Genomic DNA, 21,005 nt, shown 5'->3' on the forward strand with positions numbered 1-21,005 from the left:
CGGTGACATCAACGGCGACGGCCGCGACGACCTGGCGATCGGGGCGTACGGCGAGGCGATCGGCAAGCTCACCTACGCTGGCGCGGTCACCGTCCTGTACGGCGGAGCCAACGGGCTGACCGGCACCGGGGCGCAGCAGTTGCACCAGAACCAGGCTGCGGTGCCGGGTTCTGCCGAACGCAACGACCACTTCGGCTGGACCCTGGCCATCGGCAAGGTCAACGACAACAAGTACGCCGACCTGGTCATCGGCGCGCCCGGCGAGAACGAGGACAGCTCGCCGACCGGCAGCGGGATGCTCACGCTGATGTGGGGCTCGGCGAACGGGGTGAAGCTCAGCGGTGCCACCTCGGTCACCGGGGCGGCGCTGCGCAAGGCGACCGGTCGTGACGACAGTTACGTGCGGAGCCTCGGTATGGCGCTGGCCATCGGTGACGTCAACGGCGACAAGCTGGGCGAGGTGATCGCCGGGGCACCGTACACGCAGTCCCCGAAGGGCAACGAGGGTATGGTCGCGGTCTTCACCGGTCGTACCGGTGGTGCCGGCCTGTCCAGCAGCGCGGTGAAGCTGTTCAGCCAGCGTACGCCCGGGGTGCCCGGTTCGGCGGAAGTCGGTGACCTGTTCGGTGCGACCCTGGCGGTCGGTGACGTGACCGGCGACGGTCGGGCCGACGTGCTTGTGGGCGCGCCCGGTGAGGCGATCGGTACGAAGAAGCGGGCGGGCACGGTAGCCCTGCTCAAGGGATCCGCCTCCGGATTGACCGGCACCGGTGCGCAGGGCTTCGACCAGGACCACCCGGTCGTGCCGGGTGGGGCCGAGAGCAACGACCTGTTCGGTGGCGAGGTGGCCATCCTCAACCTCGACGGCAAGGGCCCGCTGGACGCGATCGTGACCTCGCCCGGGGAACTGGTAAGCGCGGACCCGGAGCGGCCCGCATCCGGGTCGGTCGCCCTGTTCCACGGTGGTTCCGGTGGGTTGGTTCCGCAGTCCGCCTCGTGGAGTGGTGCGAGTATGCGTACCGACTTCGTCTGGCCCAAGTGGTACGGCCGTCGCCTGGCCACCGCCCAGTCCGGCGGCCTGATGTACCACTGATCTGCGGCCCGATCGCCCCCGCCACCGCCTGCGCAGCAGGGATGGCGGGGGCGACGGCGTTCAGGCCATGTGCGGGTAGCGGTGGTCCGTGGCCGGCACGAAGGTTTCCTTGATGGTGCGGGCGCTGGTCCAGCGCAGCAGGTTCTGGGCGGAACCGGCCTTGTCGTTGGTGCCGCTGGCCCGCCCGCCGCCGAACGGCTGCTGGCCGACCACTGCCCCGGTCGGCTTGTCGTTAACGTAGAAGTTCCCGGCCGCGAAGCGCAGCACCTGGGCGGCGTGCGCGATGGCGGCGCGGTCCTGCGCGATGATCGAGCCGGTCAGCGCGTACGCGGAGACGGACTCCAACTGGGCGAGCGTCGCCTCGTACGCCTCGTCCTCGTAGACGTGCACCGCGAGGATCGGCCCGAAGTACTCGGTCGTGAAGACCTCGTCGGTCGGGTCGGTGCACTCGATGATCGTGGGCCGGACGAACCAGCCTTCGCTGTCGTCGTACCCGCCACCGGCGAGGATCTCGCAGCTGGCGGTGGCGCGGGCCCGCTCGATCGCGACGGCGTGCCGGGCGAAGGCCCGCCCGTCGATGACCGCCCCCATGAAGTGGGACAGGTCGGTGACGTCGCCCATGGTCAGCGACTCCACCTCGGCGATCAGGTCCTCACGCAGCTGGGGCCAGAGCGACCGGGGCACGTACGCCCGGGAGGCGGCCGAGCACTTCTGCCCCTGGAACTCGAACGCCCCCCGGATCATGGCGGTACGCAGCACGTCGACGTCCGCCGACGGGTGGGCGACGATGAAGTCCTTGCCGCCGGTCTCGCCGACGATCCGTGGGTAGCTGCGGTAGCTGCCGATCCGCTCGCCGACGGTGCGCCACAGGTGCTGGAAGGTCGAGGTGGAACCGGTGAAGTGGATGCCGGCCAGGTCCGGGTCGGCAAGCGCGACATCGGAGACGGCGAGACCGTCACCGGTCACCATGTTGATCACCCCGGGCGGCAGGCCGGCCGCCTCCAACAGGCGCATCGTCCACCACGCGGCCAACTGCTGCGTCGGCGACGGCTTCCACACCACCGTGTTGCCCATCAGGGCGGGCGCGGTGGGCAGGTTTCCGGCGATGGCGGTGAAGTTGAACGGCGTGATCGCGTAGACGAAGCCCTCCAACGGCCGGTGGTCGACGCGGTTCCACACGCCGGGCGAGGACTGCGGCTGCTCGGCGCGGATCTGCCGGGCGAAGTGCACGTTGAAGCGCCAGAAGTCGATCAGCTCGCAGGCCGAGTCGATCTCCGCCTGGAACGCCGTCTTCGACTGGCCCAGCATGGTGGCCGCGTTGAGCGTCTGCCGCCACGGCCCGGCGAGCAGGTCGGCGGCCTTGAGGAAGACCGCCGCCCGCTCGTCGAAGGAGAGCGCCCGCCAGTCAGCGGCGGCCCGCTTCGCCGCGTCGACCGCCGCCCGGGCGTCGTCGTGTGTGGCGTTGCCGAGGGTGCCGAGGACGTGGCGGTGCCGGTGCGGCTGGACGATGTCGATCCGGTCGCCGCCGCCGATGCGGCGTCGACCATCGATGGTCATGTCCAGTTCGAACCGCTGGCCGGCGAGTTCGCCAAGCTTCGCGGTCAGCCCGGTGCGTTCCGGGCTGCCCGGCGCGTACGAGAGGTTCGGCTCGTTGACCGGTGCAGGGGTGGTGGTGACGGCGTCCATCAGACTGCGTTGCTCCTGGTCAGTTGCGGCTGGTGAGAGCCCGGAAGAAGAACATGAGGTTGGCCGGGCGCTCGGCGAGACGCCGCATCAGGTAGCCGTACCACTCCTCGCCGAACGGCACGTACACCCGGACCTGGTGGCCTGCTTCGGCGAGCCGCCGCTGCTCGGTGGGGCGGATGCCGTACAGCATCTGGAACTCGTAGCCGGTGACGCCTTCGGGACGGCCGGCGGCCAGCCGGGTGCCGGCCACGATGAGTTCGGGGTCGTGCGTGGCGAGCATCGGGTAGCCGGGACCGGCCATCAGGATCTCGGCGCACCGCAGGTACGCCTGGGTCACCTCAGCGCGAGCCTGGTAGGCCACGCTCGCCGGCTCCCGGTAGGCGCCCTTGCACAGCCGGACCCGCGAACCGGCGGTCGCCAGGTCGCGGCAGTCGCCCTCGCTGCGCCGCAGGTACGCCTGGATGACCGCGCCGGTCTCCGGGAAGTCCCGACGCAACTGGGCGACGATGCCCAGCGTCGAGTCGGTGGTGGTGTGGTCCTCCATGTCCACGGTGACCGTGGTGCCCGCCCGGGCGGCGGCCGCGCAGATGCGGGCCGCGTTGTCCAGCGCCACGGCCTCGCCCTCGCGGGGCAGGGCCTGACCGAGCGCGGACAACTTGATCGAGACCTCCGCCATGCCGGTCAGCCCGGCGTCGGCGAGCCCGTCGAGCAGTGCGACGTACTGCCCGGTGACGTGCTCGGCGTGGGCCCGGTCGGTGGTGTCCTCGCCGAGATAGTCGAGGGTGGCGAGACAACCGGCGTCGTGCAGCCCTTCCGACGCGCGTACGGCGGAGGGCACGTTCTCGCCGGCGACGAACCGGTCCACCACGGCACGGGTGAGCGGGGTGGCTTCGATCGCCCGGCGGGCGCGGCGGCTGGCCGCGGTCTTCAGAATGACCTGACGCAGCATGTCAGCCGGCCTTCTGGTCGAGCGGACCACGCGGGGTGGGCGCGGGACGGTCGGTCGGCGCGTACGGGGCGGTGTCGACGATCGGGCCGTACAGGTCGGGTCGCCGGTCCTGGAGCAGGTTCAGCCCGAAGAAGCCCTCGGTGCGGCTGGCCAGCGTGGTGGCGTCCAGGTCGGCGGTGTGCGTGACCAGGCCCTCCTCGTCGGTAAGCATCGCGACGACCTTGCCGTACGGGTCGACGATCTGGCTGTGACCCCAGTAGTCGAGCCCGGCGGTGTAGACGCCCTTCTCGCAGTGGTTGGAGACGACCAGCCACATCTGGTTGAAGAAGGCGTTGGCCTGGGCGGAGAGGTCCATGGCGAAGCCGTGGTAGTCGTCGGCCGGGTCGTGGCCCTTCATCGGCCACGCCGTGGACATCAGGCCCAGCGTCGCACCCTGCAGCGCGAAGACCCGCATCAGCTCGGGGAAGGCCAGGTCGTAGCAGATCAGGCTGGCGGCGCGAGCGAACGGCAGGTCGAACACCGGCGTGGACTGGCCGGCGTTGAAGTACGGGAACTCGAAGGTGTTGTGGGTCTTGCGGTACACGCCCACCACACCGTCGGGGCCGATCAACGCGGTCGCGTTGAGGATCACGTTGCCGTGTCCGGCCCGCTCGGCCAGCCCGAGCTGGACGTACATGCCGTACTCGGCGGCCTTGGCCCGGATCGCCTCGGTGGCCGGGCCGGGCACCGGCTCGGCCTCGCGGAAGTAGTACTGCTTCTGCGCGGCGGTGCCCTTGTCACCGAGACCGAACGCGAAGTCGGCGTAGCCCTGCAGGCCGACCTCCGGCAGCACCAGCACGTCGACGCCCTTGGCGGCGGCCTCGTCGATCATTTCCAGGAACTTCGCCAGGTTGCGCGCCTTGTCGTGCTCGATACGCACGTTCGCGGCGGCGAGGGTCACGGGGGCCATGGTTTTCCTCCTCGTCAGGGGTGTCAGATCAGGAGAGCTCGTACTTGACCAGGTCGCCGCCCTTGATGACCACGGGCACGGCGGTGGGGCTGGCGAAGACCTCGATGTCCTCCCAGGGGCGTCCGTCCACGACGATCAGGTCGGCGAGCTTGCCCGCCTCGACCGTGCCGAGCCGGTCGGCCAGGCCGAACAGCTCCGCATTGACGCGGGTCGTGGCGATCAGCACCGCGGCGGCCGGCATGATCTCCGCCTTGAGGGACAGCTCGCGGTGCTTGTGCACGAACATCGGGCCGAGCAGGTCGGAGCCGCTGGCGATGCGGACGCCGGCACGGTAGGCGTACTCCAGCGAACGCAGGCCCTGCTCGTGAGCCATCCGGATCTTCTCCAGCGGCTCCGGGGCCACCCCGTGCTCGGCACCCTGGCGGTGCAGCAGCTCGTAGGTGGAGAGGGTGGGCACCAGGTAGGTGCCGGCCTCGGCGAGCAGCGCGGCGGTCGCCTCGTCCATCAGGTTGCCGTGCTCGATCGAGCGGACGCCGGCTTCGACACAGTTGCGGATCGCGGCGGAGGAGTAGGCGTGCGCGAGCACGTACTTGCCGGCCGCCTCGGCGGTCTGCACCGCCATCCGCAGCTCCTCCAGGCTGTACTGGATGGTGTCCAGCTCGTCGGCGGGGGACATCGCGCCGCCGCTGGCCATGACCTTGATCTGGTCGGCGCCGGTACGGATGTTCTCCCGTACGCCCTTGCGGATCTCCTCCGGGCCGTCCGCGACGATCGCGTTCATGCCCACCTGGGAGCAGCATTCGACGGTGTTGCCACGCTCGGTGGGACGCCGCCAGTCGGCGTGACCCCCCGTCATGGACAGCGGCGCGTTCGACACCAGCAGTCGGGGGCCGAGGATGTCACCCTGCTCGACGGCCTGCCGGAAACCCGCGTCGCAGCCACCGGCGTCCCGCACGGTGGTGTAGCCCTGCATCAGGGTGCGGTTCAGGATCCGCCCCATCTTCAGCGCCGCGTGGCTGGTCTGGTAGTTCCGGTGCTGTTCCAGGATGTTGACGTCGATCGCGCCGATGTGCACGTGCGCGTCCATCAGGCCGGGCATCACGGTCCGGCCGGCGCAGTCGATCACCCGGTCGGCGCTGGCCGGCACCGCACCGCCGGCCGCCACGTCGACAATCAGCTCGCCGTCCACCACGACGGTGGCACCCTCCACGGGCTCCGCGCCGGTGGCGTCGAAGACAGTGGCGTTCGTCAGTGCGATGGTGCTCACGGAAGTCCTTTCGATTGTCAGTGATGGACGCCGAACGCGTCGGCGACGAGTTGGTCGACCTGGGCGGAGTCGGCGGTGTCGATGACCCGGTCGACGGTGCCGACGCGGAGCAGGACGAGTTCGTCGGCGACGCTCGCGGCCCGCGCGACGCTCTGCTCGACGAGCAGCACGCCCATACCGCGCGAGCACAACTCGGCGATGTAGCGGTAGATCTCGTCGATCACGACCGGTGCCAGGCCCAGACCCGGCTCGTCCAGCAGCAGGTACTTCGGGTCGCGCAGCAGCGCCCGACCCAGCGCCACCATCTGCTGCTGCCCGCCGGAGAGCAGCGACACCTTCTGGTGGGTACGTCCCTGAAGCGCCGGGAACAGGTCCAGCACCTCGTCGATGCGGGCCCGCTGCGCGCGGTTCGCCCCGACCGTCAGGTTCTCCAGGACGGACAGCTGGGACAGCAGGCCGCGCCCCTCGTGGACGACAGCGATGTGGTGGTCGTTGACCCGTCGGTGCGTCGGCTTCGCCGAGATGTCGACGTCGTCGACGCGTACCGACCCTTCGGTGCGGACCGCGCCGAGGATGGCCCGCAGCGTGGTGGTCTTGCCGGCACCGTTGGTGCCGACCAGGGCGACGGTCTTGCCCGGTGGTACGCGCAGGTTCACCCCGAACAGGGCCTGGGTCGAGCCGTACCAGCCCTTGACCGACTCAAGCGTCAGCACTTGCGGCCCTCCCGAAGTACGCGAGCTGCACCTGCCGGTCACCGAACACCTCGGCCGGGGTGCCGTCGCGCAGGAAGGCACCGGAGTCGAGGGCGATGACGTACGAGCAGAGGCTCTTGACCAGGTCCACGTCGTGCTCGACGACGACCATGGTCGACGGATGGTTCTCATGGACCCGGGTGAGTACGGCTGCCAACTCCTGCCGCCCCTCCTGGTCGAGACCGGCGGCCGGCTCGTCCAGCAGGATCACCGACGGCGAGGAGACCAGGACCCGGGCCACCTCCACCAGGCGGCGGCTGGCGAACGGCAGTTCGTCCACCCGGCGGTGCGCCTGCCGGGCCAGGCCCAGCAGGTCGAGCACCTCGGTCGCCGCCGCCATGTCCCGGTTGCGGGCGCGCCACTGCGACGGCAACGCGAGGAACTGGGCGAGCGCGTTCGGCTGCGGCAGTCGTTCGGTCCCGACCAGCACGTTCGTCAGCACCGACTCGCGTTCCATCAGCCGTACCGTCTGGAAGCCGCGCACGACACCGGCGAGGGCGCGGCGGCGGGTGCCCAGCGCGGTGATGTTGCGGTGGCCGATGTGCACGGAGCCCTCGGCGATCGGTGTGAACCCGCTTATCGCGTTGAGCAGTGTCGTCTTGCCCGCGCCGTTGGGGCCGATCAGGCCGCTGATTCCGCCCGCCGGCAGGCTGACTGTGACGTCACGCAGTGCCTGGAAGGCGCCGTACCGGACGGTCAGTCCTTCGGTCCGTACGTGCGGCGCGCCGCTGGCCGTGCTCATTTGGATTCCTCCTCGTCCCCACGTACGCCTCTGATCCGACGCCACACGTTGCGGCCGAGCCCGACGATGCCGTCGGGCACCACCAGCGCCACGATCGCCAGCAGGGCGCCACCCACGATCGGGTAGAGGTTCGGCTGGCCGGCCAGGGTGAACACCTCGGGCATCAGCACCACGTACGAGGCGCCCAGCCAGGCCCCCAGCACGGTGCCCGCGCCGCCGATCACCACGGCGACGAAGAGGTACACCGAGGCGAACAGGTCGAAGTCGGGCGGTGCGATGAATCCGGTGATGCCGGCGTAGAGCCAGCCGGCGACGCCCGCGTACACGGCGCTGATCAGGAACGCGGTGATCTTCGTACGGGCCACCGCCACGCCGACCGACTCGGCGGCGAGTTCGCTGTCGCGTACCGCCAGCATCCGGCGGCCGAGCTGGGTCCGGCCGAGGTGCACGGCGAACGCGGTGGCGATGGCCGCGGGGACCAGCGCGATCAGGTAGGCGTGCAGCGGTTCGCTGGAGTCCAGCCGCCCGAACAGGAACGGGTCGACCGAGGCTCCCTGGGTGCCGCCGGTGAGGTCGGTGGTGTTCCGGATGGCCCAGGCCAGCAGCTCACCGAAGGCGAGCGTCACAAGCGCCAGCCGCATGCCGGACAACCGCAGCGTGGGTACGGAGACGACGAGCGCGGCGATGAGCGCCACGCCGATCACCGCGGCGAGCTGCATCGCCGGTCCGTAGCCGTTCGTCGCCATCACGTAGGTGGTGTAGGCGCCCACGCCCATGAAGGAGGCGTGCGCCAACGACATCTGGCCGGTCCGCCCGTACAGGATGTCCAGGCCCAGGGTGGCCACCGCGAAGGCGAGCACCTGCGCCGACATGAACACCCAGTAGTCGTCGAAGAGCAGCGGCGGGACCGCGGCGATCACGGCGAAGACGGCCACCCGGGTCAGCAGGCGGGGTACGCCCCGGCCTTTGCCCACCGTCGGGTTCTTCCCGCCGCGGCGGGGCCGCGTCATGGTGGTGCCGGTCATGCTCGCACCTCGTTCCGCTCGTTGACGAACCGCTTCGGCACCAGCGCCAGGACGACGATGATCAGGAGGAAGACCGCCGGCGTGCCGGCGCTCGCGCCGAGCAGGTAGACCGCGAGCGACTCGTAGACCCCGAGCGCCACGGCGACCACCAACGGCAGCCAGAACCGGTCGAGGCCGCCGATCATCCCGGCGATGAACGCCTTGATCAGGAACGGCGTCATGTAGAACGCGTCGACCGACAGCCGGCTGGCGACCAGGATGGCGACGACCGCCGCGATCAGACCGGCCACCGCCCAGGTGGCGGTCCGCAGCGCCCGGACGTTCACGCCGGCCGCCTGCGCGATGCCGGCGTCCTCGGCGCTGGCCCGCAACGACGTGCCCAGGCTGGTCCGGTTGAGCAGCAGGTACGCCGCCAGGACGGTCACCACGGTCAGGCCGATGACGATGCCGTCACTCATGCTGACCACCACCCCGGCGACCTCGGTGCGGGTGTCCGCGCCGAGCGAGACGAAGGTGTGCGCGTTGGCGTCGATCAGCTGCTGCATGACGGCCGTGATGAGCAGGAAGATGCCGAGGGTGACGACCAGGTCCAGGCCCGGTCGACCCGCCGGGATCCGGCGAATGGCGGCGAAGTCGATCGCGCTGTTCACGATCACGGCGAGCAGCACACCGATCACCAGCGCCACCGGCACGGGCAGGCCCTGCTCGGAGTAGAAGAACCATGCGCTGAAGGCGGCGATCATGCCGACCTGCCCGTACGCGAAGTTCATGCTCTTGCTGACCTGGAAGACGATCAGCACGCCCAGCAGGAAGAGTGCGTAGAGGCTGCCGGTGGTGACACCACCGAGAAGGATCTGACCGAGGTCACCCACGTGGACTCCTGGTCTCGTACTGGTCCGGGGGTGGGTCGGGTTTCGCCGGACCCACCCCCGGAGGGGTCACTTCTGCAGGGACTTGGTCTCTTCGAGGACGACGAGCTTGTCGCCCTTGATCTGGCCGATGCCGACCGCGTCAACGCCGGCGCGGTCGCCCTTGCCCCAGGTCACCGGGGGCAGAATGCCGGTCTCGAAGTTCTCGAAGGTCTCGAGCGCCTCGACCACGCAGCCGCGGTTGAGACCCTCGGCCCGCTTCAGCGCCTCGGCGGTCAGCTGCGCCTGCACCCAGCCGAGCTGGTTGAACTTGCTCGGCGCCTTGCCGGTCTGCGCGGTGAAGTCCGCGACGAACTGCTTGACCAGCGGGTTCTCGCTGTCCAGCGAGGAGGTCTCCAGTGCGACGAGCATGTCCTGCGAGAGCGCACCGAACTCCTTGATGTAGGAGTCGTCGCTCATGCCGGCCCAGGCACCGGTCTTCGGGGTGTACCCGATGCGGGACATCGCCTGGAGCAGGCCGCCGGTGTCGGCGTTGGTCAGGATGAGGAACACGTACTCGGCGTCGAACTGCTTGAGCTGAGTCGCGATCGGGGTGAAGTCGGTGGTGCCCGGCGTCTCGGGGACGTAGAGCAGCTCGATGCCCTTGCCCTCCAGCGCCTTCTCCATGCCCAGCTTCGCGTTGTCGCCGACGTTGCCGGCCACACCGACCAGCGCCATCTTCTTCGGCGTCTCCTGGTCGAGTACGTAGTCGGTCAGGATCTCGAATTCCTGGATGTAGTCGACAGTCGCCATGAAGACGTGCTGGTTCTTGTCGCCGCCGAGCTCGTCGCTCGGCGCGTACGGGGCGATGGCCGGTACCTTCTTGCGGTCGAGGTACGGCACGGCGCCGAGGAAGTTGGGGGTGCCCTCACCGCCGGAGACGACGAGGATCTCCTCCTTCTCGACCAGCTGACGCATCTGCTTCTGCGCGGTCGACGGGTCGTACGCGTCGTCGAGGATGATCGGCTTGATCTTCCGACCCTGTACGCCACCCTCGGCGTTCAGCTTGGCGTAGTACGCCTCCTGCCCTTCCTTGGTGCCGAGACCACCCGCGGCGCCCGAGCCGGACAGCGGCATGGTGGTGCCCACCCGGATCTCACTGTCCGTGACACCCGGACCGATCTCCTTGACGTCGCAACCGTTGGCCGACGAGCCCGACGAACCCGCCGACGACTTCGAGTCGCCGGTCGCGTTACCGCACCCGGCGGCGAACAGCATGCAGGTGCTCGCCAACGTGGCGACGACCAGCCTTCCCTTCAACCGCATGTCTTCTCCCTAGTAGTGCAATCTGTTGGTGCGAACACCTCGGCCGGGTGAGCGTCTTCGGTGATCTTGGATAGGACCCGGGTGGCGACGGCCAGGGCCACGTCCACGGCGGATCGGATACTGTGCGTCGCGACGCCTGTGGAGTCGGCGGTGAGCAGTTGGTACTCTCCGGCGACTGCGGCGAACCGCAGGGTTCCTCCGGGCACCGCGATCGGTGCCCACGGGCGGACCTCGTGGTCGAGTGCGCGGGTCCAGTGCAGGCCTACGGAGAAGCCCGACTCGACGGGAAGGATGCCCACGTGCAGATCCCAGAAGGATCGGCTGGCGAAGCCCAGGGCACTCCATTCCCAACTCGCCTCGGCGGCACGGAGCGCCGCGGCGGCGGGGGAAGCGTCCTCAGCCAGTTCCGGGCCCCAGGCGACGTGGATCTCGGGGCGTCCGGCGAGGGCCGTCCGCAGGCCGTCATGGACCGCGAGCAGGCCATCAGCTGCTGCACTATCCGGCATGTGTCACCTCCCCAGCGACCCCTACCGACCAGTCGGTACGTTGAGGAGGACGGTACCGGACCGACCGGTCGGTCCGGAAGCATGAAATCGAAACGTAACCCGCTCGCATTCGGCCGGGGTTATTGAAAGGGACGATCTGATGCGAACGAGGAGCGAAGACACGCGGGCCCGCATCCTCACCGCCAGCGCAGACCTGTTTGCGCGGCAGGGGTACCACGGGACGGGTCTGGCTGAGCTACTCGACGCGGTCGGCCTGCAGAAGGGCGGCTTCTACCACCACATCGCCAGCAAGGAAGAGTTGCTGCTGGAGATCATGCTCGACCCGATCGACCGCATCCTCGTCAGCAGCGACCAGATCCTGGCCACCGACGGCGACGCCACCACCAAGCTGCGGCAACTCGGTACCGACCTCGGCAACGCGATGGCCGCCGACCTCGCCGCCTGGACGGTGTTCCTCCGCGAGTACAGCGTCCTCGGCGCGGACGGCAAGGCGCAGATCCTCCAGCGCCGCCAGCAGTACCTCGACCGGTGGCGGCGCGTCCTCCAGGAGGGGGCGACCGCCGGCGAGTTCCGGACGCTTGACCACGCATTCGTGGAGGGCATCCTGGGCCTGTTCATCTACACGTTCGTCTGGGCCCGTGCGACCCCGCCCGAGGAACTGACGCGTTCGATCATGCAGGTGCTGATGCACGGGATCTGCCTGCACCCGGTCCCACACCCCCGCTGAGCAGGCCGACGCTCGGGCGCTGGTCTCGCCGGGTCAGCAGGGGCCGTGGCCCTCGACGAAGAGGCGATGCGCCCAACTGGCGTAGCCAGCGATGATCTTCTGGACCGCCTGCCCGTCGTGCAGGAAGAGGTAGGCGCGGTCGCCGTCGCGAGCAAGTAGACCGTCGAAACGGTACGTCCCCTGTGGAGCGTTCAGCTCGCGTACCGTCGGATATGCGGCCCGGACCTCGGTGATCGGTGCGCCGGCCGCGATCCCCTCCGGGGTGCGGACCGGGTCGCCGGCCCAGAGCAGCACCAGCCGATCGTCGATGAAGATCGGACTGACCATCGCGTGACCGGCAAGCGTCGGTCCGCAGGCGTCGACGTCAGTCCGAAGTATCCCGCGCCGGGTCAGCTCGGCCTCGGTGTCGCCGAAGTCCACATCGGCCAGTCCGTCGAGATCGACAACGGTGACCGACGCGACGGGTTCGGGCATGGCGATGCCCTCCGGTGGCATGGGTCCGCTGCCCGATGCCGAGGCAGCCAGAAGCAGTGCGGCGATGAAGCCGAATTGTCGCAATTTCATCAGAATCCCCCAGTCACCAACGTGACGGGGACGCAGAGGTTATTGCCGGGCTTCCCATTCCTCGGCCAACTCGTCCCAGTAGTCGGCGCTCAGCCCGCGTCGCCCGTGCGCGAGCCACCCTTCGGTGCTCCGCTCGACGTGCAACCCCAGCTCGGCGAAGGGATCGATCCAGTTGCCGGGCTCCGCGCCCAACTCGATCAGGGCAGCGTTGATCGGCCACTGCGGGCGCGGCCCGTCGAACGCCGAGTCGAACCGCGGCCCCCAGGTCAGTGCGCCGTCCAACCAGACCGCCGCCGCCTGGCGTCCGGCACCACCGGCGAACTCCGCCTCGACGTACGCCACCGGCCCCCGCCGCGACCAGCGGCTCAGTGTTTCGGTAAGCGCGGGGGAGAGAGTCAGGGCGAAGGGCTGCTCCGGCCCGGGCTCGCCGGTCGCGTAGTCCGGGGCGGCGCCTGTCAACTCCTGCACCAACTGTGGGGTCACCGGCAGCAGCGCGAAGTCCTGCCGCAACTCGCCGAGCACGGCATGATCCAGGTCGCGGGTCTCCTCGCGCAGCAGTTCGGCGTCCGCGACAATCGCGCTGAGCTGGTAACTCACCCGGCATCCACAGCCTGTGGATAGAACATGTGTACGACGCCGGTCCGGAGCGGTTTCGTCCGCGCACGTACTCCCACCCGGCCAGTATCGCCGCTCGGTCGCCGCTCGGTCGCCGCTCGGTCGCCGCTCGATCGCCGCGACGTGAGTGCGCGCCGTTTCGGCGATGTGGCGGTGACACCACCGACCGGATACCGCCACTTCGGCGATACGGAGTTGATCAGCCCGTACCGACGACTCAGGGCCGGTCCCTGTGAGGGCCGGCCCTGTCGTTCGAGCAGCTCGTACGAGCGGAGGATACGAGATTCGAACTCGTGAGGGTGTTAACCCAACACGCTTTCCAAGTCTGTCGTCTCGCGTTCGCTTGGGGCTGCGGCCGTCTCAGGCGGCAGCCTCAGCCCGTAACGGGAGCCTGCCGGACGCCCGCGTACGTAGACGAACGAGACGATGATTGAGACTACTGACGGGTTAGTCGACCGGCCGGCAGTAGGCGGGCGCTAGCACGCGTTTGGCGGTGGCGCGAACCTGTGACGGGAGTCACATTGGTTCAGTGAGCGCAAAAAAGTTGGAGATCAGATAGTCTCCTCGGCATGGATGAGCAGGAAGAAGTACTGGCGGATTTAAAGGCCGCCGGTGTTCTTGCCGGGTTGCAGTGGGCGCGTCGCTCGGCGTACCAGAGGACCTGGCGCGACTACGAGCCCGAGACGGGTCACGACCAGACAACGGTCGGCACTATCGCTCACAAGCTTATGTGCGATCGACTCGATCGCGTCTTCTCCTGCGGCAAGTACTTCGTTGAATCACCAGAGCAAGCGGATGCTGGCCTTGACATCGTTGCGGCAGGTATCAGCGACGCTGAGTTCCGGTCCAGGCCCAAGATTCCACCGGGCACCGTGGTGCAAGCAGACCTGAACGGCTCTCCAGGTTGGAGGCTCGGGCGCTGGCGCTGGCTTCTCGCCTCGACCAAGGCCGGCGAGGTCAAGTATATGAGATGGAAGAGCCCGACCAAGCGGAAGGCCGCGTCGCAGCCGTATCCGGGCCAGCTCCCGCTAGAAATTCCGTCTGGCCTGGAAGAGATATTCCAGCTCATGACTGTTGATGCAATGAATAGCGACGACTCCACCACTTTGGTTGTGGCACACGGTATTGATCTGGACTTCGGCATGCCCGAGTTCTACCTAGGCCGGCCGAAGATCCGGCAGCGCCGCCGCACTGCATGGCACTGGTGCGCGGATATCCTGGAGGATGACGGTGGTTCGGGCCAAGGCCCCCGTAATGGAGGCAGAGGAATTCCGGACTCGCGTACGCCCGATCGGATCGCCGACATTGGCGTACCGGATGTGCCCGTTCGTCTGCGTAACAAGGACATCCAAGAAAACTCAGCACAGAACGAGGGATAATGACTTCCCCCAAGCCTCCCGCCCTCGAACTACTCGACGTTGCCCGCCTATTTAGCGGCAGGCGTCTGACTATTGCCCGCCAGATTTCTGGCCTGAGGAAGAACGGACTTGCCGAACTGATCGGAAAGACGCCTACCGCCGTTTCTTCTTACGAGAACGGCACAAAGCGTCCGGCCCCTGCTACTGTCGCCCAACTATGCCTAGCGCTTGGTGTGGAGCCAGCCTTTTTCCTGGCCGGAGATGGGGATAGGGGCAGTTTGCCTGCACCGCATTTTAGGTCGTTGCGATCTACGCCGCAGATCACGCGAGATCAAGCGTACGCGTATGGGCTACTTGTGAACGATATCGCGACGGTGTTTGGTCGGCACGTTGAATTCCCGGACTGCGACGTGCCTGAGATCCCTGTTGCTCCAGATTGCATGGATCTAAGTCAGCCGGAGGCGGCGGCTCGCCGCCTCCGGCTGCTTTGGCGGATACCGCCTGGCCCTATTGGGCATTTGGTGCGCCTAGTGGAAAACCACGGCATTCTCGTGGTTTTTTCCACCCCGCAAGCAGCATCCGTCGATGCCTTCTCGTTCAGTGAGCCGGCTCGTCCCATAGTGCTGCTGAATCCCGTTAAGGACGACTACTACCGTCAGAGGTACGACGTAGCTCACGAACTTGGTCACCTAGTCATGCATGCTGAGGCGGAACCAGGCGATCGGATTGTGGAGGATCAGGCGAACCGGTTCGCCGCAGAGTTCCTTATGCCGGCGGAGGAAATAGTTCAGGTACTGCCACGGAAAGCTGACTGGCGAAGCCTGATGATTCTAAAGGACGAGTGGCGGGTGAGCATGCAGGCGCTTCTCTATCGGGCACGTCAACTCGGTGTCATGAGTGCCTCTACGTATGAGAACGCCATGACCACGCTATCCGCCCGAGGGTGGCGACGCCGGGAGCCTGGCCCAATGCCGGCTGTTGAGAGTCCTTCGGCTCTCCCTAAAGGTAGGGAACTGTTGACCGAAGGTGGCTATACCCCCGTAGCTTTGGCTCGGGAGTGCCGGGTGCCATTGTCGATATTTGAAGCGGCGACATCTCGCATTCCCGTACGGAACGTTGCCTCAGGTGAAGTGCCTAGTGCCTCCCGGCGAAAGAGTGCTGACCCCAGCGCTATTTCGGAAGATGTAATTCCGTTGTTCAGCGTATAGCGCCTAGTTCAATAGGGAGAGGGTGGAGAGCTGCGGCCCTCCACCCTCTCCCTATTGGGCCGAACAGGGCAGTAGTGCCCGTCTACAGCACTCTGCCTGCTAGCAGGTCTTCCGGGATGTCTGCCTTCGTTATGACCTGCTTGGGGCCGATGAAGCGTCGAGCAACCAGCAGGCCCGCGTCATGGGCCGCAGTGCCGGCATGGCTGGCGGACGCGTCGGCGATTAGCCACGGCGTTAAGCCACGCTCGAATGCGTCAACCGCGCCCTTCAGCACGCAACTCTCAGTCGCGATGCCGCAAAAATAGAGTTCCTTCCAGCCTCGCCGTTCGATCAGCCGCGCACCTTCAGGAGTGAAGGGGCTGTAAATCTTCTTGTCAAGGGTTGCCCCTCGCTCGGCATATGGCAGCAGTTCGGGCACAATGTCGGTATCGGGAGATGATTGGAGTCTCCGCCATCCGAAGAAGCGCTCGAACGGGCTGTCAGGGTAGTTCAGGTACCGGGTAAAAAGCGTGTCGCCGCCGGCTGCCTGCCAGCGGCGTACCAGGTCGACGACGACAGGCACGATGTGCGCTGACTGCTCTCGTACGAAGCCGTTTTGCATGTCGGTCACGACAAGTACCGAGCGACCCGATGTCATTTGGCTCAACCTCGATCCGTATCACGGAGGGTTTCGATTGCTTGGTCCAGGGCTGGCATCAGGTCACACGTCCGCAGGATTGCTCGGCGCATTGCCTGATGCTGTCCGGTCTCCCGTAATCGGGAAACAGTGAGACGGGAGCGCACTCCCCGAAGGTAGCGCCATCCATATTCCGGCGGCACCCGTGGATCGCGCCCCTGCTCTACCTGACGGGCGATCGCGTCGCTATACGCCCACATGGACTGGATCGCGAGCTCGCACGAGATTATCTCGGGCTCCGTTAGGGAGCGCTCGGCAGAGATCGGGTGGTACACGACTCCGGACCATGAGGCGTAACCCACAGAGATTCCCGGCACGCCGAATGATTCGATGCCTGCGTGGTCGTACGATTCGGCTAGCAACGACTGCTCGACCAGTTCGGCATGCGCCAAGTGTTCGTCATCCATCGGCCGATCGCGGTGCAACAAGACCTTTGGTGTCGACATGATGCGTAGCGCGGTTCCTAGTAACTCCGCCGGCCAAGCTGGCTCAACAAGCCAGTGAGCACCAAGGACGTACACCGCAGACTCATCTTCGACTGGTGCAATGGGCGCGAGGTAGTCGATAGCCCATTTGATGTTGTCGCCATACGAGGCAACCCGCCACACGGCTAGCGCCGCGATCGTGGACAACTGCACAGGCTCGACCAGGTGGAAGACCACGGATCCGCACGGCCAGACGTAGAGGGTGCAGTCGCCTTCCGGGTGCTCGACGGCTGCGGAGTAGCAGGTGTGCCACTCCCCCACGGCTGGCGCGCAGCCTGCGACATCCCGAAGCCGGGCAGCGCCATCGGCCCCGACGTATGCCGTCACGAACTTGTGGGATCGCGCCGAGAAGTGCGGGCGGTCCTCAGCGCCGCCGGTCAGTTCGCCGAACAGGTCGTGGGGCTTTGCGTCGTACGCCAGGCAGTAGAGCTGCCGGTAGATCGGGTCGGTGACCGCCACGCGCCCGGTCTCGTGGCGGTACATCGCTTTCTCGATTGCCTCGACCGTGGGTGTCTCGCGGATGCCGCGCTGTTGGCCTACCCGGTGCAGCTCCCGCGCGGCGCGCTTACGCGACTCCCAGCCTGCGGCCTTTCGGCGGTTGACCAGCACAAGATTGGGCTTGTACTGCCGTGGGACCTCAGTGGACATAGGCCGTGTCCTTCGTGTCCGTGCGTAGGACCTGCCCGAATCGCCGCCCGGCGGGCAGTCTCATTGGCAGGCGAGCAAGGTGCCGCCGCAGACGGGAGCCGAGGACAGGAGGCACCAGATGATCCGACCTAGCCGGTGGTGCCTTTACGCGGCCTCTCGGCCTGCCACTTCCGGATGGTGTCGGGCTGCCACGCCGGTGACCGGCCGAACATCCGGTCAGGCGCGGGAGCCTGCCCGCGTGAGACGTAAGAAGCCCAGGTCGCGCGACTGATCGGGGCACCTACCGAGGCGAGGTAGGTGCGTACGTGGTCCGTCGTCCACCAGTCGGCGGGCAGGTCAGCGTCAGTCATCAGTACAAGCCTACGTGGTACGGGTGCTTGCATGAATACAACGTGGCGTTGTAGCGTCACGAATACAGCGCCAAGTTGTACTCCGCCAGTTGGGGTCCGAGGAAGGCAGTGCGTAACAGCACTGCGCGCCTACGTCCCGCTGTGCGGCCGTTCATTGAGAACTTCAGAGCAGAAGTGCCGCGTTTGATCTGGCTTGCGGTACTCCCGCCTTGAGTCACACGGTGGCCGACCTCGGTAGATCCCGAGCGAGCGGGCCGAGCGGGCCGGATCTTGGCGCGCGGCACGTCTTCTGCCTCTCTGCACCTGTCCCGGGGTGGGTTGTCGCGCTGATAGCGCGCGGCCTCACCCCGGGCTTCCCGTCTTGATCCCCGCTTGTGGAGGTGAGCCGTCATGACCGTGAGCGTCTTCGCTGCCGTTCGAGTGACCACCCGCAACCGCGCCGTGTGGCGTACCTGCAACCGCTGCGAACGGCTCGCCCCGCTGGCTCCCGACGAGCGGCACTGCCGGTCCTGCCCGCCGGCCGCGCGCTCCCGCCGATCCGGAAGGAACCGATCGAAGTGATCACCAACCTCCCCGCCGTCATCGCCGAGCCGACTGCCGCCGACCTGGCCGCGATTAACGCCGAGTGGCCGTTGATCGCCGCCGAGCTGGACGTGTTGGACGCGCAGATCACCCTGATCTACGCCGAGGACCACGGCGGCCCGACCACCCTGGACTGGCGCAGGCTGCGCCGCGCCGAGGCCCGCGTAACCCGCACCGCCGCCTCGGTGGCCACCCGCACCAGCACCGACCCTGGCCGCGCGGCCTGATGTCCCGTATCCGTGCCGCCTACTACGACCCGGACGGGTCGACGTACGGCATCCCGACCTACTGGTGGCGCGGCGCACCGCCGGGCTACGCCACTCGCCGTCAACTGCGCGCCGCCGGCCTACGGCCCGGCGGTCAGCCCATCGCCGCACAGATCCTCTGGCGCGGTGTCGGTGGTACCCGCACCGCCTACCTGTACCGGGTCGACCTGGCCCGGCCGAAGCGCACCGCCACCCCCGCCCAACTGCGCGCCATCGACGCCGCACTGATCGCACGCCGCACCTGCCGCGTGTGCGGCGTGGTCCGGCCGTACTGCATCCCGCGCTCGCTCGGCGAGTGCGTCGACTGTGCCTACCCCGAAGGAGCATCCGCGTGAACACCCCCCGCAAGACCCGACGTGCCGTGATGGCCGAAATCCTGCTGTTGGCCGACCCGACCGAGATCCGCACCCACACCGACGGCGTAGCCCTGGCGGTGTCCTTCGACCGCATCGCCGAACTACGGTCCTGGCTGCACCTCGCCGGACTCAACACCCCGGACACGCTCACCGCCGAGCACACCGGCACCAGCGACGACGGCCGCCCCTGGCAGGTCATGTACGCCTACCCGACCTTGCACGGGTGGGAGATCTACGCCCACGCCAAGGAATACACCACCGGCCCCGACCTCGACCCGACCACCGTCGACCGGCTCACCGCGCTGGCGGTGGCCTGATGACCGCACCCACGATCAACGGCACCCGCTACCCGCAGCCCATCGAGAAGCTGTTGCCCGCCGCCCGCGCCCTGGACCTGCCGGACGGGCAGGAGTTCCCGTCTCGGAACCGGCTGATGCGCGAGTTCCGTATCGGCGCACCCAAGGCCGACGAGCTGCTGGCCCGGCTCAAGTCCGAGCACGCCGAGCGGACCCGCACCGACACCCTGCGCTCGGCGATGGCCGTCCGGGGTGCCCTACTGGCACCCGACACCGACACCCCGGCCGCACCGAGGTGGGACTACGCCGCACCGATCGGCCCCGACCCGGAACCGGGCGTTGCCGAACAGCGCCCGTCGAAGTCGGTCTACACCAACGTCGACATCTGGGGGCCGGAACCGGCGGACACCCAGGTACGTCCGCCCGTCGACCCGGTGCCGGTGGCCGCCGTCAAGCCGCAGGCCGTCGAGACGGACGAGCAGCCCACGACGGTCGGACACCCGGACACGCCCACCCCGGCCGCGCCGCCCCGGTCGGCGGTGGTGTGGCCGGTGATCCTGCTGGCGTTGCCGGCGTTCGTGGCTATCTGGTCCGGGTGGGTCGGACTCGGCGGACTCACCGGGTTCGGCGTGGTGCACCCGCTGCCTGGTATCGCCGACGGGTTCGCGATCAACACCGCGATCACGCTCCCGATCGGCGTCGAAACCTACGGCGCTTACGCCCTCTACGTGTGGCTGTCCGGCCGCGTTCCCGAGCGGGCACGCCAGTTCGCGAAGTGGTCGGCCATCGCGTCACTGCTTGTCGGCGCGCTCGGCCAGGTCGCGTATCACCTGCTGGTCGCCGCCGGAGTGCAAGTCGCCCCGTGGTGGATCACCACCGCCGTCGCGTGTCTGCCGGTGGCGGTGCTCGGCATGGGTGCCGCGCTGGCGCACCTTGTTCGCTCGCACGACTAGCTACGCCCGGCGGCACAGCCCCACGGCCTGGAAACCAGTGCTGTGCCGCCGGCCTCACCCCTCAACCCTCACGGACCTTGGGAGAGAACACCCATGCTCGCAGACCCCACCGGTTCCCGCGCGGCCGTGTTCGCCGCCGTGTTCGCCACCCTCTACGCCGCTCACCAAGTCGCCGACCACTGGATTCAGACCCAGCACCAGGCCGACTGCAAGGGCCAGCCCGGATGGGCAGGCCGCCTCGCCTGCGCCGCGCACGTCGCCACCTACACGGCTACGGCGGTGCTGGCGTTGGTGTTCCTGATCGCCGGCACCGGCCTACGCCTCGACCCGGCCGGCGTCACGGTCGGCCTCGGGATCTCCGCCGTCACGCACTACATCGCCGACCGACGCACCCCACTGCGACAGATCGCCGACCAGCTCCGTAAGTCCCCGGCCTGGCTGGACAAGGCGGGCGGCATGTACGCCCTCGACCAGTCCTGGCACGTCGGGTGGCTGTTCATCGCCGCCCTGTTCTGCGCGGTCTGACCGCTCCTACCCCACCGGCCTGGAAGGAAACCACCTGTGGCGATCTCGTCTTGCGACCAGTGCGGCAAGGGCTTCCGCAGCGTCTCCATCGACGACACCGGAACCCTGGCCATCTGCACCGCCGGCCACTACACCTTCGACCCCACCACAACCAGCACCAGCAGTGTGCAGACCGGCGCGGTGCAGGTGAACGGCCAGTCCGCGATCGGCAACGGCGCAATCGTGATCGGCCGACGCAACAAGCGCTGACCCC

25 protein-coding genes are annotated in these 21,005 nt (G+C 67.9%); 10 read left to right on the forward strand and 15 right to left on the reverse strand.

Features of this window, described 5'->3' with window-relative positions:
- A partial coding sequence (locus tag C1A38_RS24495; protein WP_102660075.1) for an integrin alpha occupies positions 1-1,093 on the forward strand: 1,093 nt, incomplete at its 5' end.
- Positions 1,094-1,153: 60 nt separating this feature from the next.
- Here the strand turns inward: C1A38_RS24495 and pruA are convergent.
- The 10 genes from pruA to C1A38_RS24545 all read right to left on the reverse strand — a co-directional run bounded on the left by pruA (position 1,154) and on the right by C1A38_RS24545 (position 11,143).
- Complete coding sequence (pruA, locus tag C1A38_RS24500; protein WP_102660076.1) at positions 1,154-2,779, reverse strand: L-glutamate gamma-semialdehyde dehydrogenase; 1,626 nt, start codon at positions 2,777-2,779, stop codon at positions 1,154-1,156.
- 19 nt (positions 2,780-2,798) lie between these two features.
- Positions 2,799-3,728: a proline dehydrogenase family protein gene (locus tag C1A38_RS24505; protein ID WP_102660077.1), complete on the reverse strand. Its 930-nt coding sequence runs from the start codon at positions 3,726-3,728 to the stop codon at positions 2,799-2,801.
- A gap of 1 nt (position 3,729) precedes the next feature.
- Positions 3,730-4,677 (reverse strand): carbon-nitrogen hydrolase family protein, encoded by a 948-nt coding sequence (locus C1A38_RS24510; RefSeq protein ID WP_102660078.1) that lies wholly within the window; start codon positions 4,675-4,677, stop codon positions 3,730-3,732.
- 28 nt (positions 4,678-4,705) lie between these two features.
- Positions 4,706-5,944 (reverse strand): metal-dependent hydrolase family protein, encoded by a 1,239-nt coding sequence (locus C1A38_RS24515; protein ID WP_102660079.1) that lies wholly within the window; start codon positions 5,942-5,944, stop codon positions 4,706-4,708.
- 17 nt (positions 5,945-5,961) lie between these two features.
- Positions 5,962-6,657, reverse strand: coding sequence for an ABC transporter ATP-binding protein (locus C1A38_RS24520; RefSeq protein ID WP_102660080.1), 696 nt, complete (start codon positions 6,655-6,657; stop codon positions 5,962-5,964).
- Positions 6,644-7,438 carry an ABC transporter ATP-binding protein gene (locus C1A38_RS24525; RefSeq protein WP_102660081.1) on the reverse strand — a complete coding sequence of 265 codons (795 nt, stop codon included), beginning with the start codon at positions 7,436-7,438 and terminating at the stop codon, positions 6,644-6,646. Before C1A38_RS24525 ends, C1A38_RS24520 begins: the two co-directional genes overlap by 14 nt.
- The gene (locus C1A38_RS24530; protein ID WP_102660082.1) at positions 7,435-8,463 is read right to left on the reverse strand and encodes a branched-chain amino acid ABC transporter permease; all 1,029 of its coding nucleotides are present in this window, start codon (positions 8,461-8,463) and stop codon (positions 7,435-7,437) included. Before C1A38_RS24530 ends, C1A38_RS24525 begins: the two co-directional genes overlap by 4 nt.
- Entirely contained in the window at positions 8,460-9,335 is an 876-nt protein-coding gene (locus tag C1A38_RS24535; RefSeq protein WP_102660083.1) for a branched-chain amino acid ABC transporter permease, read from the reverse strand. Before C1A38_RS24535 ends, C1A38_RS24530 begins: the two co-directional genes overlap by 4 nt.
- 66 nt (positions 9,336-9,401) lie before the next feature.
- The gene (locus C1A38_RS24540) at positions 9,402-10,637 is read right to left on the reverse strand and encodes an ABC transporter substrate-binding protein (protein WP_102660084.1); all 1,236 of its coding nucleotides are present in this window, start codon (positions 10,635-10,637) and stop codon (positions 9,402-9,404) included.
- On the reverse strand, positions 10,628-11,143 hold the full coding sequence (locus C1A38_RS24545) for a hypothetical protein (protein WP_102660085.1): 516 nt from the start codon (positions 11,141-11,143) through the stop codon (positions 10,628-10,630). Before C1A38_RS24545 ends, C1A38_RS24540 begins: the two co-directional genes overlap by 10 nt.
- 139 nt (positions 11,144-11,282) lie before the next feature.
- Here C1A38_RS24545 and C1A38_RS24550 point away from each other — a divergent pair, with 139 nt between their 5' ends.
- On the forward strand, positions 11,283-11,870 hold the full coding sequence (locus tag C1A38_RS24550; RefSeq protein ID WP_102660086.1) for a TetR/AcrR family transcriptional regulator: 588 nt from the start codon (positions 11,283-11,285) through the stop codon (positions 11,868-11,870).
- Between the two features lie 33 nt (positions 11,871-11,903).
- On the opposite strand, the gene C1A38_RS24555 is transcribed toward C1A38_RS24550, so the two are convergent.
- Both C1A38_RS24555 and C1A38_RS24560 read right to left on the reverse strand, forming a co-directional pair.
- Positions 11,904-12,434 carry a thioredoxin domain-containing protein gene (locus C1A38_RS24555; RefSeq protein WP_102660087.1) on the reverse strand — a complete coding sequence of 177 codons (531 nt, stop codon included), beginning with the start codon at positions 12,432-12,434 and terminating at the stop codon, positions 11,904-11,906.
- A gap of 39 nt (positions 12,435-12,473) precedes the next feature.
- Entirely contained in the window at positions 12,474-13,031 is a 558-nt protein-coding gene (locus C1A38_RS24560; protein ID WP_102660088.1) for a hypothetical protein, read from the reverse strand.
- Between the two features lie 587 nt (positions 13,032-13,618).
- On the opposite strand from C1A38_RS24560, the gene C1A38_RS30980 reads away from it, so the two are divergent.
- Positions 13,619-14,428: a hypothetical protein gene (locus C1A38_RS30980; RefSeq protein ID WP_146017627.1), complete on the forward strand. Its 810-nt coding sequence runs from the start codon at positions 13,619-13,621 to the stop codon at positions 14,426-14,428.
- Positions 14,428-15,615: a helix-turn-helix domain-containing protein gene (locus tag C1A38_RS32510; protein ID WP_102660089.1), complete on the forward strand. Its 1,188-nt coding sequence runs from the start codon at positions 14,428-14,430 to the stop codon at positions 15,613-15,615. The genes C1A38_RS30980 and C1A38_RS32510 overlap by 1 nt, the downstream gene beginning before the upstream one ends.
- An 82-nt stretch (positions 15,616-15,697) precedes the next feature.
- On the opposite strand, the gene C1A38_RS24570 is transcribed toward C1A38_RS32510, so the two are convergent.
- The 3 genes from C1A38_RS24570 to C1A38_RS30985 form a co-directional block, all read right to left on the reverse strand.
- On the reverse strand, positions 15,698-16,252 hold the full coding sequence (locus C1A38_RS24570) for a cysteine hydrolase family protein (protein WP_102660090.1): 555 nt from the start codon (positions 16,250-16,252) through the stop codon (positions 15,698-15,700).
- A gap of 5 nt (positions 16,253-16,257) precedes the next feature.
- On the reverse strand, positions 16,258-17,424 hold the full coding sequence (locus tag C1A38_RS24575; protein ID WP_102660091.1) for a hypothetical protein: 1,167 nt from the start codon (positions 17,422-17,424) through the stop codon (positions 16,258-16,260).
- Between the two features lie 128 nt (positions 17,425-17,552).
- Positions 17,553-17,774, reverse strand: a complete 222-nt coding sequence (locus C1A38_RS30985) for a helix-turn-helix transcriptional regulator (RefSeq protein WP_146017628.1) — start codon at positions 17,772-17,774, stop codon at positions 17,553-17,555.
- Positions 17,775-18,331: 557 nt separating this feature from the next.
- On the opposite strand from C1A38_RS30985, the gene C1A38_RS24580 reads away from it, so the two are divergent.
- The 6 genes from C1A38_RS24580 (at position 18,332) to C1A38_RS24605 (ending at position 21,001) form a co-directional block, all read left to right on the forward strand.
- Positions 18,332-18,583, forward strand: coding sequence for a DUF6284 family protein (locus C1A38_RS24580; protein ID WP_102660104.1), 252 nt, complete (start codon positions 18,332-18,334; stop codon positions 18,581-18,583).
- The gene (locus tag C1A38_RS24585; protein WP_102660092.1) at positions 18,583-18,957 is read left to right on the forward strand and encodes an RRQRL motif-containing zinc-binding protein; all 375 of its coding nucleotides are present in this window, start codon (positions 18,583-18,585) and stop codon (positions 18,955-18,957) included. The genes C1A38_RS24580 and C1A38_RS24585 overlap by 1 nt, the downstream gene beginning before the upstream one ends.
- Positions 18,958-18,986: 29 nt before the next feature.
- Positions 18,987-19,295 (forward strand): hypothetical protein, encoded by a 309-nt coding sequence (locus tag C1A38_RS24590; protein ID WP_102660105.1) that lies wholly within the window; start codon positions 18,987-18,989, stop codon positions 19,293-19,295.
- On the forward strand, positions 19,295-20,227 hold the full coding sequence (locus C1A38_RS24595; RefSeq protein ID WP_102660093.1) for an ABC transporter permease: 933 nt from the start codon (positions 19,295-19,297) through the stop codon (positions 20,225-20,227). Before C1A38_RS24590 ends, C1A38_RS24595 begins: the two co-directional genes overlap by 1 nt.
- A 93-nt stretch (positions 20,228-20,320) precedes the next feature.
- The gene (locus tag C1A38_RS24600; protein WP_102660094.1) at positions 20,321-20,752 is read left to right on the forward strand and encodes a DUF3307 domain-containing protein; all 432 of its coding nucleotides are present in this window, start codon (positions 20,321-20,323) and stop codon (positions 20,750-20,752) included.
- Between the two features lie 36 nt (positions 20,753-20,788).
- The gene (locus C1A38_RS24605) at positions 20,789-21,001 is read left to right on the forward strand and encodes a hypothetical protein (protein ID WP_102660095.1); all 213 of its coding nucleotides are present in this window, start codon (positions 20,789-20,791) and stop codon (positions 20,999-21,001) included.
- The last annotated feature ends 4 nt before the right edge of the window (positions 21,002-21,005 follow it).

The sequence above is a fragment of the Verrucosispora sp. ts21 genome (assembly GCF_002879555.1).
GTDB classification, from domain to species: Bacteria; Actinomycetota; Actinomycetes; order Mycobacteriales; family Micromonosporaceae; genus Micromonospora; species Micromonospora gifhornensis.

Bases quoted from the DNA above. Each gene is read 5' to 3' on its own strand.
- C1A38_RS24525 (WP_102660081.1), bottom strand. From the start codon at position 7,438: ATGAGCACGGCCAGCGGCGCGCCGCACGTACGGACCGAAGGACTGACC.
- C1A38_RS24550 (WP_102660086.1), top strand. From the start codon at position 11,283: ATGCGAACGAGGAGCGAAGACACGCGGGCCCGCATCCTCACCGCCAGC.
- C1A38_RS24585 (WP_102660092.1), top strand. From the start codon at position 18,583: ATGTCCCGTATCCGTGCCGCCTACTACGACCCGGACGGGTCGACGTAC.
- C1A38_RS32510 (WP_102660089.1), top strand. From the start codon at position 14,428: ATGACTTCCCCCAAGCCTCCCGCCCTCGAACTACTCGACGTTGCCCGC.
- C1A38_RS24530 (WP_102660082.1), bottom strand. From the start codon at position 8,463: ATGACCGGCACCACCATGACGCGGCCCCGCCGCGGCGGGAAGAACCCG.
- C1A38_RS30980 (WP_146017627.1), top strand. From the start codon at position 13,619: ATGGATGAGCAGGAAGAAGTACTGGCGGATTTAAAGGCCGCCGGTGTT.
- pruA (WP_102660076.1), bottom strand. From the start codon at position 2,779: ATGGACGCCGTCACCACCACCCCTGCACCGGTCAACGAGCCGAACCTC.
- C1A38_RS24590 (WP_102660105.1), top strand. From the start codon at position 18,987: ATGGCCGAAATCCTGCTGTTGGCCGACCCGACCGAGATCCGCACCCAC.
- C1A38_RS24575 (WP_102660091.1), bottom strand. From the start codon at position 17,424: ATGTCCACTGAGGTCCCACGGCAGTACAAGCCCAATCTTGTGCTGGTC.
- C1A38_RS24595 (WP_102660093.1), top strand. From the start codon at position 19,295: ATGACCGCACCCACGATCAACGGCACCCGCTACCCGCAGCCCATCGAG.
- C1A38_RS24545 (WP_102660085.1), bottom strand. From the start codon at position 11,143: ATGCCGGATAGTGCAGCAGCTGATGGCCTGCTCGCGGTCCATGACGGC.
- C1A38_RS24600 (WP_102660094.1), top strand. From the start codon at position 20,321: ATGCTCGCAGACCCCACCGGTTCCCGCGCGGCCGTGTTCGCCGCCGTG.
- C1A38_RS24540 (WP_102660084.1), bottom strand. From the start codon at position 10,637: ATGCGGTTGAAGGGAAGGCTGGTCGTCGCCACGTTGGCGAGCACCTGC.
- C1A38_RS30985 (WP_146017628.1), bottom strand. From the start codon at position 17,774: ATGACTGACGCTGACCTGCCCGCCGACTGGTGGACGACGGACCACGTA.
- C1A38_RS24510 (WP_102660078.1), bottom strand. From the start codon at position 4,677: ATGGCCCCCGTGACCCTCGCCGCCGCGAACGTGCGTATCGAGCACGAC.
- C1A38_RS24570 (WP_102660090.1), bottom strand. From the start codon at position 16,252: ATGACATCGGGTCGCTCGGTACTTGTCGTGACCGACATGCAAAACGGC.
- C1A38_RS24505 (WP_102660077.1), bottom strand. From the start codon at position 3,728: ATGCTGCGTCAGGTCATTCTGAAGACCGCGGCCAGCCGCCGCGCCCGC.
- C1A38_RS24555 (WP_102660087.1), bottom strand. From the start codon at position 12,434: ATGAAATTGCGACAATTCGGCTTCATCGCCGCACTGCTTCTGGCTGCC.